Origin of the sequence: Pseudomonas sp. SORGH_AS_0199, from assembly GCF_031453735.1 — a bacterium.
GTDB lineage: Bacteria > Pseudomonadota > Gammaproteobacteria > Pseudomonadales > Pseudomonadaceae > Chryseomonas > Chryseomonas aestiva.
Window position 1 is genome coordinate 3,033,521 of record NZ_JAVJAE010000001.1, and the last position, 12,259, is coordinate 3,045,779.

Here is a 12,259-nt window from a genome sequence, read left to right on the forward strand (position 1 = left end):
TCATGGACTTCCACACGATACACACCGCCTACGGGCTCAAGCGCCTGGCCCAGGCTGAGGCTGCCGGCGTCGCTATCAACCTGACCCAGGCGGCCGTGGGCGATGGCAACGGCAACCCCGTCACGCCGGCCGAGGGCATGACCCAGATGGTGCGCGAGCGTTATCGCACCACCATCAACCGTGTCTACCAGGATCCAGACGAGCCGCGCGGCTTCATCGCCGAGATCGTGATCCCAGCGGCGACCGGCGGCTTCACCCTGCGCGAGGTCGGCCTCTTCGACGACCAGGGCAGCCTGTTCGTAATCGGCAACCTGCCGGACACCTACAAGCCACTGCCCGGCGAGGGCGCCTACTCGGACGCCGTGCTGCGCGTGCAATTCCTGGCCTCGAATGCCTCGGTGATCAATCTGCAGGTGGACCCGAACCTGGCGGTAGCCAGCCACACATGGGTGCTCAACACCTTCGCCAAGGCCTTGATCATCCCCGGCGGCACCACGAACCAGGTGCTGGCCAAGACTGGCAACGCCGACGGCGCCTATGCCTGGACCGACCCCACGCAGGCCAATGTGGTAGTGCGCTCGATCGAGGAGATCCAGACGCTGGCCGCCAACCAGACCGTGGTCAACCTGGCCAAGACCACCACCGTGGGCCTGGCGGTCTACATCGCGGGAACTCGGCTGCGCGCTGGCGAGGAGTGGACCGCTACCAGCAGCACCGCGCTCAAGCTCACCAGCAGCTACGCCGCCGGCACCAAGATCGTGCTGGCCCAGAATGACCCGCTCGGCACCTTCTTTGATCCGCTGCTGCGCGCCCAGAACCTGGCCGACGTGCCAGACAAGGCCAAGGCCCGGACCAACCTAGAGCTCTACAGCAAAACCGAGGTGGACGCGCTGATCACCCGGGTACCAGCGGGCACGGTCAGCTACTTTGCCGGCACCACCGCCCCGGCCGGCTGGTTCAAAGCCAACGGCGCGGCGATCTCGCGCACCGCCTACCCCGATCTATTCGCCGCTCTGGGCACCTATCACGGCGCGGGTGATGGCTTCACCACCTTCAACCTGCCGGATCTGCGCGGCGAATTCATCCGCTGCCTGGACGACGGCCGCGGGATCGATAAAGGCCGCGGCCTGGGTACCGGCCAACTGAGCCAGAACCAGGAGCACACCCACACCGGCAAGACGGCCCAGGCCGGCGCGCATTCCCACGTCTACACCAACACCGATACCGCCGAGACCAGCAGCAGCGGCCTGTCCGGCGGCAACAACTTCACCGACCGCGACACCAACTACAACACCACCACCAACGGCGACCACAGCCACGTCGTCACCATCGATCCGAGCGGCGGCAGCGAGGCGCGCCCGCGCAACATCGCGCTGCTGGCCATCATCAAGTACTGAGGCAACCCATGGACAAGATCGTCTATCAAACCGACCAGGCCGGCTTCTACCAGGGCCAGACCTCCGCCGACGAGTCGCCGCTCGAGCCTGGCGTTTACCACCTGCCGGCGCGCTGCGTGGAAACGCCGCCGCCCGCCACCTGGGAGGACAACGAGTGGCCGCGCTGGGACGGCACCGCCTGGCGTCTGGTCAACCGCCCGAAGGCCTTTGACGCCGAGGATCCAATTGAGAAGCTCAAGTCTTTTCTCGCGGGAAATCCCGACATTGCTAAAATCATCTACTCAGGCTAAAAAACAGCTCCTCAACAACTTTTGCCTAACCCAAATGCATTATCAAGATTTTCAGAAATTAGCCAAAGAATACAACAAGATATTTGGATACAGCCTTAGAAAAGAGTCATTCAAGAGTAAGCTATTTTGGATAATAGTTGTCTCTTTCCTGATCACGATAACGCTCATGATTTCGCGCATAACAGAATTAATACCGCTCATACCAGGAACATATGCGCTAGCAGGAGCAGCCTTATTCGAAATAACAACTATCGTTTTGTATGCATATTTTCTGGAAGAACAGAAAAAAGCCAAACTAATCTTCCTTGGTGTGTTCAACCCAGAAGCTGACAACGATCGACTTCCATTAGAGGTCCGGGGTGACTGGCTACGCAGCAGAATCCCCTACTCTCGTGATCAGTACTTAGATTTAGTGGAAGGTTTCGAAAAGCTGGATGCTCGGCTGAATGTAAAAAAGCCAAGCACCTATTTCTTTGAAAGCTATATACAGGGAATTATTAACTGGACGAACAAAACAAAGTCTATAGTGACACTACTTTTTATTCCGATCGCCATATTTATCACACAAGCGATCCTGGAGGATAAGCCATGGACGAGGCCTATAAAGCTCAACCTCACCACTGAAAATCTTGGCAATGCCGGCCTGCTAGTATCAGCCCTAATCGTACTCGGCGCAGTCCTCGCATTCATTGTAAGCATGATTAAGCTGGCATTTGACTATTGGTTAGATGTGATAACGCCACATGGCGTCAGCGACGTCAGTGTTACGAGACTGACACACGACCTGCTACGCCTGTCCAAGATAAGCATGCCGCCTACAGCAACAGATCCTGACCAAACCAAGCTCAATATGTAGCAACCTCCGCTACAACTCCCGCCCCGCGACCCGCGCGCGCGGATCCGCCAGCCTGTGCAGCGTCACCTACCCACCTGCGCAGGATTACCCTCCATGGCTGACTTCCATCACGGCGTGCGTGTCCTCGAGATCAATCAGGGCACCCGCTCCATTTCCACCGTTTCCACGGCCGTCATCGGCATGGTTTGCACCGGCAGCGATGCCGATGCCACCACCTTCCCGCTCGATACGCCCGTTCTGCTGACCAACGTCCAGGCCGCTGTCGGGAAGGCCGGCACCAAGGGCACGCTGGCCCCTTCTCTGCAGGCGATCGCCGACCAGTCCAAGCCCGTCGTGGTCGTGGTCCGAGTCGCAGACGGCGCCAGCGCGGCCGAGCTGCAATCCAACCTGATTGGTGGCGTCGTCGCCGGCCGATACACCGGCATGAAGGCCCTGCTCGCGTCCAAGGCCAAGCTCGGCGTGACGCCGCGCATCCTGGGCATTCCCGGGCTCGACACCCAGGCTGTGACCGCCGCCCTGCTGCCGATCGCCAAGCAGCTGCGCGCCTTCGTCTACGCCAGCTGCTATGGCTGCGCCAGCAAGGAAGAGGCCGTCGCCTACCGCACCCAATTCAGCGCCCGCGAGCTGATGCTCCACTGGCCGGACTTCCTAGCCTGGTCCACCACCGACAACAAGACCGTCACCGCGGCCGCCACCGCCCGCGCCCTGGGCCTGCGTGCCCAGATCGACCAGGAGACTGGCTGGCACAAGACCCTCTCCAATGTCGCCGTGGCCGGCGTCACCGGCGTTTCCAAGGATGTCTTCTGGGACCTGCAGAACACCGCCACCGACAGCGACTACCTCAACGGCAACCAGATCACCACGCTGATCAACCATGAGGGCTACCGCTTCTGGGGCTCGCGCACCTGCAGCGATGACGCGCTCTTCACCTTTGAGAACTACACCCGCACCGCCCAGGTGCTGGCGGACACCATGGCCGAGGCGCACTTCTGGGCGGTCGACCGCCCGATGCACCCGAGCCTGGTGCGCGACATCGTCGAAGGCATCAACGCCAAGTTCCGCGAGCTGACCCGCCAGGGCTACCTGCTGGGCGGCGAGTGCTGGTACGACGCCGACGGCAACGCTGCCAGCACCCTCAAGGCCGGCAAGCTCTTCCTGAACTACGACTACACCCCCGTCCCGCCGCTGGAAGACATGACTCTGCGCCAGCGCATCACCGACCGCTTCCTGGCCGACTTCGCGACCCGCGTTAACGCCTGATCCTGATCACCCGGCGCCCCTACGGGCACCCACTGGAGAGCTGCCCTCATGGCCATGCCCCGCAAACTCAAGAACATGATGCTTTTCAACGACGGCCACTCCTACCTGGGCGTCGCCAAGTCCGTCACCCTGCCGACCCTCGGCCGCAAGATGGAAGCCTTCCGCGGCGCCGGCATGAACGGCCCCGTCAAGGCTGACCTGGGTATGTCCGACGACGGTATCCAGCTGGAATGGACCCTGGGCGGCCTGGACCTCACCGTCCTCAAGCAATTCGGCGCCGTGGGCGCCGCAGCCGTGCCCCTGCGCTTCACCGGCAGCTACCAGCAGGACGACACCGGCGAGGAGACCGCCGTCGAGATCGTCGTCCGTGGTCGCCATGAATCCATCGAGATGGGTGAAGCCGCCGCCGGCGAGGACACCGAGCACAAGATCACTACCGCCGGCAGCTACTACAAGCTGATCGTGGACGGCGAGACCGTGATCGAGATCGACCTCCTCAACTTCATCGAGATCGTGGGCGGCGAAGACCGCCTGGCCAAGCAGCGCGCCTCGCTCGGCATCTGATCCCGCCCCTTTTCAGCCCGCCCCGGCGGGCAATCCCTAGCCTATTCCCTGGAGTACCACCATGAGCGATACCACCCCCGAGAACGTCGTCGTCTTGGACCAGCCCATCGTCCGCGGCGCCACCACCATCGACCAGATCACCCTGCGCAAGCCCAACGCTGGCGCACTGCGCGGCATCACCCTGTCCGACCTGCTGCAGATGGACGTCAACGCCATCGTCCGCGTGATCCCGCGCATCAGCACCCCGACCCTCACCGAGGCCGAGGTCCGCGCCATGGACCCCGCCGACCTGGTCGACGCCGGGAGTGTCGTCGCCAGTTTTTTGCTCAAGAAGTCCATGAAGGCGGATCTCTTCCCCGCCACGTAGAGGATGCGATGGCGGATCTCGCCATCACCTTCCACTGGCACCCCGCTCAGCTCGACCAGCTGAGCATTTCCGAACTGATGGACTGGCGCGAACGCGCCCGCAAGCGAGTCTCCCCCGATGGCCAATGACCTGCAGATCCGCGTCCTCTTGTCCGCCCTGGACAAGGTCACGGCCCCGCTCAAACGCATCGCCGGGGGCGGCAACGCGACCGCCCGGGCGCTCAAGGCTGCCCGGGACCGGGTCAAGGAGCTCAACCAGCAGCAGCAAGACATCAGCGCCTACCAGCGCCAGCGCGAGGCCGTGCGCCAGAGCGCCGAGGCCCTGGCCAAAGGCCAGGAGAAGCTGCGCGCCTACCGCGAGCAGCTCAAGGCCATGGACGCCCCGTCCGCCGCCTTCCAGAAGACCTTCGCCAACACAGCCGCTGCCGTCGACAAACTGCAGGCCAAGCACACCGCGCAGCGCACCGAGCTGCAGCGCCTGCTGCCCGTCATGCGCGCCAGTGGCGTTGATACCCGCGACCTCGGCGGCGCCCAGGCGCGGCTGCAGGCGCAACTCACCAGCGCCAATGCCGCGATCGACACCCAGCGGGGCAAGCTCGAGCGCCTCAATCGTATGCAGGAGAAGCTGGCCAGCGTCCGCAACAAGCTCAAGCGCGGCCAGGAGTTCGCCGGCAATGCCGCCATGGCCGGAGCCAGCTCGGCTGCCACCGGCGCCGCGATCGGCGGCCCGGTGCTGGGCATGATCAAGGCCTTCGCCCCAGCCGAGGATGCGGCCACCCAGCTGCGCGCCTCGCTGATGCTGAGCGACGGCACCGCCCCCAAGGAATTCAAGGAAATCTCCGACCTGGCCACGCGCCTGGGCGATCGCCTGCCCGGTACGACGGCTGAATTCCAGGAAATGATGACCATGCTGGTGCGCCAGGGGATGTCGGCCAAGACCATCCTCGGCGGCATGGGCGAGGCTGCGGCCTATCTGGGCGTCCAGCTCAAGATGCCCGTCACCGAGGCCGCGGAGTTCGCCGCCAAGATGCAGGACGCCACCCGCACCAGTGAGAAGGACCTCATGAGCCTGATGGACACCATCCAGCGCGGCTTCTACCTGGGCGTCGAGTCCAACAACATGCTCGAGGGATTCAGCAAGATCAGCCCGGCGCTGGACATCATCAAGAAGGAGGGCCTCGAGGCCGCCAACGCCCTTGCTCCCTTGCTGATCCAGCTCGATCAGACCGGTATGGAGGGCGGCGCTGCCGGCAACGCCCTACGCAAGATCTTCCAGATGGGCATGGATACGGACAAGGTCGGCAAGGCCAACAAGGGCCTCAAGGACAAGGGCATCAAGCTGGACTTCACCGACGGCAAGGGCGAATTCGGCGGCATGGAGAAGCTCTACGCCCAGCTGGACAAGCTCAAGGGGCTCAACACCGAGACCCGCCTGGGTGTGCTGAAACAGGTCTTCGGCGACGACTCCGAGACCCTCACCGCGCTCAATACCTTGATGTCCAAGGGCCTGGCCGGCTACCAGGAAGTCCAGGGCAAGATGAAGGCCCAGGCGGACCTGCAGATGCGCGTCAACGAGCAACTCAAGACCGTGACCAACCTCTGGGATGCCGCCACTGGTAGTTTCACCAACGCTCAATCCCAATTCGGGGCGGCCGTCGCGCCTCAGCTCAAGGAAATCATCACCTGGCTGACCGATGCTGCCTCCGCCACGGGCGCCTGGGCCGAGGCCAATCCCACGCTCGCCGGCAACCTGGTCAAGGTTGCCGCCGTGATCTCGGCCGTGTCGATCGCCTTCGGTACCGTCGCCCTGGGCGTCGCCGGCGTGCTCGGCCCCTTCCTCGCGCTGCGCTTCATGCTTGCCCAAGTCGGCATTCGCCTGCCGAACCTCATCGGCCTGCTGTTCAACCTCGGCAAGACTGCCCTGCCCCTGGTGGCTGCCGGCTTCCGGCTGCTCGGCGCCGCCGTGATGGCCAACCCCATTGCCGCAATCATTCTCAGCCTGGTCACCGCCGGCTCCTTGCTCTACGCCAACTGGAGCACTGTTGGCCCGTGGTTCAGAGGGTTATGGGAAGAGATGAAGACGGGAGTCAGGGGTGGTATTACCGGGATCGCCAAGCTGATCCTGGACTTCTCCCCGATCGGGCTCTTCTACCGCGCCTTCGCGGCGGTGATGAACTACTTCGGCGTCGAGCTGCCGGCCAAATTCACCGACCTCGGCGGCATGATGATGCAGGGCCTGGTCAACGGCATCACCAGCGGCCTGGGCGCGGTGAAAAACGCGGTGATGGGCGCCGGCGAGAGCGCGATCAACTTCTTCAAGGAGAAGCTCGGCATCCACTCGCCGTCCCGCGTCTTCGCCTCCCTGGGTGAGTTCACCATGCAGGGCCTGGCCATCGGCCTGGGCAAAGGAGAAGGCAGCCCGCTGGCCCAGATCGCCGATACCGCCAAGCGCATTGCCAGCGCCGGCGCGGTCGCCCTGGGCGTCGGTACTGCCGCCACCCCGGCGCTAGCCAACGGCATCACCTTTGACGACCGACCCGCGATGTCCGCCGCCGCGCCTGCTGCGCCGGCAGGCGGCGACGCCTACCACATCACCATCAACGCGGGTGCCGGTACGGACGCCCAGGCGATCGCCCGCGAGGTCCAGGCCGCCCTGGCCCGCATCGAGAGCCAGAAGGCCGCCCGCAGCCGCAGCAGCCTCAAGGACAGGACCTGACCACCATGATGATGGCCCTCGGCAATTTCATCTTCAGCCTCTACACCCTCGCCTACCAGGAGCTCCAGCGGCAGACCGACTACCGCCACGCCACCAGCTCCCGCGTGGGCGCCGCGCCGGCGCGCCAGTTCCTGGGCAAGGGCGACGACAGCATCACCCTGCCCGGCTGGCTCGCCCCAGAGCTCGCCGGCACGCCCAGCAGCCTGGACGTCCTGCGCTACATGGCCGGTACCGGTGGCGCCTGGCCGCTGATCGAGGGCAGCGGGCGGATCTACGGGCTCTGGGTCATCGAGAGCATCACCGAGACCAAGACCCTCTTCTTCCAGGACGGCACCCCGCGCCGCATCGAATTCAGCATCGCCCTCAAGCGCGTCGACGACGACACCGGCCGCGAGCTACTCGGCGCCGGCATGGCCGGCATGGGCACCCTGCTGAGGAAGCTGCTGTGATCCAGGAGCTGCTCGACACTGCCACCGGCCAGCTGCGCACCCTCGGCCGCGACCTGGTGCAGGGCGCTACCTATGCCCAGGCGCGCTACCAAATCCTGGTCGACGGCAAGGACATCAGCGCCCTCATCGCGCCGCGGCTGATCAGCCTGGATCTGACGGACAACCGCGGCCTTGAGGCCGACCAGTTGAGCCTGGTGCTGTCCGACCACGACGGCCTGCTGGCCATCCCGCCCCGGGGCGCCAAGATCCGCCTCTGGCTGGGCTGGTCCACCACCGGTCTGATCGACAAGGGCCTCTACCTCGTCGACGAGACCGAACACAGCGGCGCGCCGGACGTCCTCAGCATCCGCGCCCGCAGTGCAGACCTGCGCAAGGGCCTCAAGACCAAGCGCGACCAGAGCTACAGCGCCACCACCCTCGGCGCCGTGCTGCGCACCCTGGCCGCGCGCCAAGGCCTCACACCGGTGATCGCGCCAGACCTCGAGGCGCAGCAGATCCTGCAGCTGGACCAGACCGGCGAATCGGACGCCAACCTCCTCACCCGCCTGGGCGAGGACTACGACGCGGTAGCCACCGTGAAGGCGGGACGGCTGCTGTTCCTCCCGGCCGGCGGCGGCAAGGCCGTCAGCGGCGCCGACCTGGGCCACGTCACCCTCACCCGCCAGGACGGCGACCAGCACAGCTACCTGCAGGCCGACCGCGAGAGCTACGACGCCGTGCGCGCCTTCTACTACGACGTCAACAGCGCAAAGAAGCAGGAGGCCATCGCCGGCGGTGGCGACAACGTGAAGGACCTGCGCCACACCTACGCTGACCAGCTCTCCGCACTACGCGCCGCCCGGGCCGAGTGGAACCGCCTGCAGCGCGGTACCGCCACCCTCACCTACCACCTCGCCCTGGGCCGCCCGGAGCTCATGCCCGAGCTCACCTACACCCTGCAGGGCGTGAAGGCCGAGATCGACGCCATCATCTGGTACGGCGGGAACGTGCACCACAGCCTTACCGCGGACGGCGGCTACACCACGCGCCTCGAGCTGGAAGCCAAGCTGCCGGAAGACCTGGTAGCCGACCTGGTTGACGAGATACAGGGCGACTACACCGGCATCATCGCCTACTACCGCGACCCGAAGACCGGCAAGGAGCACACCCTCACCGAGGGCGACCAGAGCAAGCCGCGACGACTGCGACACCTGTATGCCACCAAGGCCACGGCGAAGCGGGCGGTAGATCGCGAGTGGAATAGGCTATTTTATTCAGGTAGATAAGCTAATGATTTGGCGAGCAATTGAAAGGATTACAAAAATTATGGACTACTCGTTCTTTTTGAGGCGATCAAATCCGGAACTCGACGCAATTCTAGAGGTTAAAGGTGGACTTTTTTACCCACCAGAGGGCGACGAACCAGCCCCTCTTTTACTTTATACTCACCAGCGCCTAGCGGGTCTAAGGTCTTGGGCCGAGAACACACTATACGATAAGCGCCCCTGCCCTATTGAGTTTGGATTAATATGTGCAAACGAACTTAATGCCTTTGCATATACATCAAAAAACGAAGACCCTAATAAACTGGATTTTATAGGAATAAACATCGGACCAATCGGAACTCTATACAATATATTCCATAGAATACTATCAGTGCCAGATAGCTTCTCTGAGATAGGAAACCCCGATCTAGAAACGAAAGATAGAGGCGCACTACCCTACCTGACCACAAACACCAGACAGTCTGGATTTGAATTTCAATTTCCTAACTGCCCTATAAGACAGCAATTTGCCAGTGAACTTGCACAAATCGCTATCGAGTTTCTTTTTCTTCATGAACTAGGACATCTAAGAAATGGACATGTGGATTTTGTAAGGCAAGAAATGTCTTTCGACTATCTCCCAGAGGCGTTCGATGGCAGAGGCATGCGCAACGCAAATCTTATTTGGCAGACCCTCGAATTTGACGCTGACGCTGCGAGCTTGGTGCTATGCGCAGCTCAGGCACATACCAGATCCAGAATAGTCTCATCGAACATAAAAGATTATGAGTCAAACAGCGCACTAAAAGCAATCTACGAAAACTTTGAAACTACAATGCAAATGGTCAGCTATTCAATCTACATAGCATTCAGGCTATTTGACCTCTCAGAATGGTCTTGGATGAATCAGCCTAATCTTTCCCATCCTTCCCCGCTATTCAGACTAGGAAGTATCGCACCAACGTTCTTTCAGTTATTCTCTGTCAAACCCATATACGAAACCTCACCCCAATTATACATGACTAACTTTGAGCAAACCCTATACAGAGCCGAAATTGATTGCGGCCTAATTCAAGGCACCGAACCTGACCCCCGTGGAATTTATGACTTTGCCAATAGCCCTCAACGCTACGACTACCTGCACCAACTAGAAGCCTGCTGGAAAGAAATCCGCCCCCTACTGAACAACTACGTAAGAGGCGGAAACTTAGCTCCTTGATTACCCCGCCCGCGGCAACTCCCCCCACCGCGTCGTATACCCCCGCGACAGCAGCTCACGCCGCATCTGCCAACCCGGATCTGCGGGCACCCGCCCCACGTGCAGCGCCGCCCGCCCGTATCGCGCATTGATCCGGTCAACCACCTGCATCACCTCGCTAGGGCGCCCCTGCCCGGCCGGGGCGAAGAGGTCCGGCGTGAACTCGTCCGTCTGTACGATGCTGCCCAGCACCACGGCGCACTTCGAGTAGGCGTAGCCCTCGCGATAGATGGGGTCGAGTCCGGCGAGGGCTGCCTGCACCAGGATGCGGGTATCGTCGGTCGGATGCGCCATTTGGATGCCCAGGCTGCGGTAGTAGCGGCGCTCCTCGGGTTCGTGCTGGCCGGTCTGCACGCTCACGAGCAACGTGGAGCACAGCGAGCCTTGCTCGCGTAGCTTCTCAGCCGCCCGAGTCACGTAGGTGGCCATCGCCTCGCGCAACGCCTCCAGGCGATACACCCGGTGGCCGAACATGCGCGAGCTGATGATTTCCTTCTTCAGCGGGGGCGCCTCGTGCAGGCGCATCCACTGCTCGCCGCGCAGCTCCCGCGCCGTCCGCTCCAGGACGCGGGAGAATTCCTTGCGCAGCACCCGCAGATCCGCCCGGGCCAGGTCCTGGGCCGTGGTGATGCCGAGCCCCTGCAGGCGGGTGGTCAGCTTGCGGCCCACGCCCCATACATCGCCCACCGGCGCCAGCGGCAGCAGACGTCCCCGCCGGAGCGAGTCGGTGAGATCCACTACCCCGCCGGTCGCGCGCCAGGTCTTGCCCGCCCACTGGGCCAGCTTCGCCAGCGTCTTGGTGGTCGAGATCCCGACGCCGACCGGAATGCCCACCCAGCGGTGCACCCGCGCCTGGATCTCGCGGCCGAATGCTTCCAGATCACCAGGCATGCCGGTGAGATCCGCCCAGCATTCGTCGATCGAGTACACCTCCAGGTCCGGCACCATCCCCTGGATGGTCCTCATCACCCGATTCGAGACATCGGCATAGAGCTCGTAATTGGAGCTGAAGACAGCCACGTTGTGCTGCCGCAGGAAGGCGCGGTTCTGGAAGTACGGCACGCCCATGCCGATACCCAGCGCCTTTGCCTCACGGCTTCGGGCGATCACACATCCATCGTTGTTCGACAGCACCACCACCGGCCGGCCTTTCAGCTCGGGCCGGAACAGCCGCTCGCAGCTGCAGTAGAAGGAGTTGCAGTCGATCAATGCGTAGACGCTCATGGCCGCAGGTCTCGCATCAGGAAATCCACCACGCCCCAGAGCTCTACCTCGCCTACCAGGTCGAGCGTGCGCGGGTGTCCGTCGCGCCCGATTGTCGCCAGCAGCTGCTGCCGCTCCTGGTTGGTCAGCACCGTGCAGAGCCGGTGCTCACAGTCGGCCACGACGATCACTGCGCGTCCGGGCTCGACATCGCCGGCACGGTCCACGACCAGCACGTCCCCCTGGTGGATGCTCAGCCCCGCCAGGGCTTCGCTGTTCACCAGCCAGAGCCAGAGGTTCGGCGCTCCCCAGCCAATCGCCTCATCGATCGAGAGTGGCAACTGCGCATGATCCTCGGCCGGGCTCTGAAAGCCGGTGATCTTCAACCGCGCCTGGGAAAGCGCGAGCTGGGCGAGTCTGCGACCCCGTGTCTGAAAAGCGTCCATGATGGCACCTTGATACTGTACGTTTAAACAGTATAGGTGACGGCATCAGAACTAGGTCAACAGACGAAGCGACGAGTGGTGCCCTAGTGCCTGGGAAAGAGGGGACCGGTAGTGCGGGCAATGCCACGGATGACCAGCAGTACCCGCTCTTGATCGGCATCAGGTAGCTGCCGAAAGATGTCCAGCATCTCGACTTCGCGCCTGATCAAA

General features: G+C 62.8%; 13 protein-coding genes. 11 read left to right on the plus strand and 2 right to left on the minus strand.

The annotated features are described in order from the left end of the window. Positions 1–2 precede the first annotated feature (2 nt). The 11 genes from QE444_RS14305 to QE444_RS14355 all read left to right on the plus strand — a co-directional run bounded on the left by QE444_RS14305 (position 3) and on the right by QE444_RS14355 (position 10,361). Positions 3–1,397, plus strand: a complete 1,395-nt coding sequence (locus tag QE444_RS14305) for a phage tail protein (protein ID WP_309739303.1) — start codon at positions 3–5, stop codon at positions 1,395–1,397. Positions 1,398–1,405: 8 nt separating this feature from the next. Further along, complete coding sequence (locus QE444_RS14310; RefSeq protein WP_309739306.1) at positions 1,406–1,687, plus strand: phage tail protein; 282 nt, start codon at positions 1,406–1,408, stop codon at positions 1,685–1,687. A 166-nt stretch (positions 1,688–1,853) separates the two neighbouring features. After that, complete coding sequence (locus tag QE444_RS14315; RefSeq protein WP_309739308.1) at positions 1,854–2,543, plus strand: hypothetical protein; 690 nt, start codon at positions 1,854–1,856, stop codon at positions 2,541–2,543. A gap of 93 nt (positions 2,544–2,636) precedes the next feature. Further along, positions 2,637–3,803: a phage tail sheath protein gene (locus QE444_RS14320; RefSeq protein ID WP_309739310.1), complete on the plus strand. Its 1,167-nt coding sequence runs from the start codon at positions 2,637–2,639 to the stop codon at positions 3,801–3,803. Between the two features lie 48 nt (positions 3,804–3,851). After that, on the plus strand, positions 3,852–4,367 hold the full coding sequence (locus tag QE444_RS14325; RefSeq protein ID WP_309739313.1) for a phage major tail tube protein: 516 nt from the start codon (positions 3,852–3,854) through the stop codon (positions 4,365–4,367). A 61-nt stretch (positions 4,368–4,428) separates the two neighbouring features. After that, positions 4,429–4,734, plus strand: a complete 306-nt coding sequence (locus QE444_RS14330; protein WP_309739315.1) for a phage tail assembly protein — start codon at positions 4,429–4,431, stop codon at positions 4,732–4,734. An 8-nt stretch (positions 4,735–4,742) separates the two neighbouring features. Next, on the plus strand, positions 4,743–4,862 hold the full coding sequence (locus tag QE444_RS14335) for a GpE family phage tail protein (protein WP_268581700.1): 120 nt from the start codon (positions 4,743–4,745) through the stop codon (positions 4,860–4,862). Then, the gene (locus tag QE444_RS14340; protein WP_309739318.1) at positions 4,852–7,449 is read left to right on the plus strand and encodes a phage tail tape measure protein; all 2,598 of its coding nucleotides are present in this window, start codon (positions 4,852–4,854) and stop codon (positions 7,447–7,449) included. Before QE444_RS14335 ends, QE444_RS14340 begins: the two co-directional genes overlap by 11 nt. A 5-nt stretch (positions 7,450–7,454) precedes the next feature. Continuing rightward, a complete protein-coding gene (locus QE444_RS14345) occupies positions 7,455–7,898 on the plus strand; it encodes a phage tail protein (RefSeq protein ID WP_017641662.1) in 444 nt (147 codons plus the stop codon). Then, the gene (locus QE444_RS14350; RefSeq protein ID WP_309739322.1) at positions 7,895–9,163 is read left to right on the plus strand and encodes a phage late control D family protein; all 1,269 of its coding nucleotides are present in this window, start codon (positions 7,895–7,897) and stop codon (positions 9,161–9,163) included. The genes QE444_RS14345 and QE444_RS14350 overlap by 4 nt, the downstream gene beginning before the upstream one ends. A gap of 40 nt (positions 9,164–9,203) precedes the next feature. Beyond that, positions 9,204–10,361 (plus strand): hypothetical protein, encoded by a 1,158-nt coding sequence (locus QE444_RS14355; protein ID WP_309739324.1) that lies wholly within the window; start codon positions 9,204–9,206, stop codon positions 10,359–10,361. Here the strand turns inward: QE444_RS14355 and QE444_RS14360 are convergent, their stop codons facing one another. Both QE444_RS14360 and QE444_RS14365 read right to left on the minus strand, forming a co-directional pair. Continuing rightward, entirely contained in the window at positions 10,362–11,624 is a 1,263-nt protein-coding gene (locus QE444_RS14360) for a Y-family DNA polymerase (protein WP_309739326.1), read from the minus strand. It abuts the gene before it with no gap. Beyond that, complete coding sequence (locus QE444_RS14365) at positions 11,621–12,049, minus strand: hypothetical protein (protein ID WP_309739328.1); 429 nt, start codon at positions 12,047–12,049, stop codon at positions 11,621–11,623. Before QE444_RS14365 ends, QE444_RS14360 begins: the two co-directional genes overlap by 4 nt. Positions 12,050–12,259: the final 210 nt, after the last annotated feature.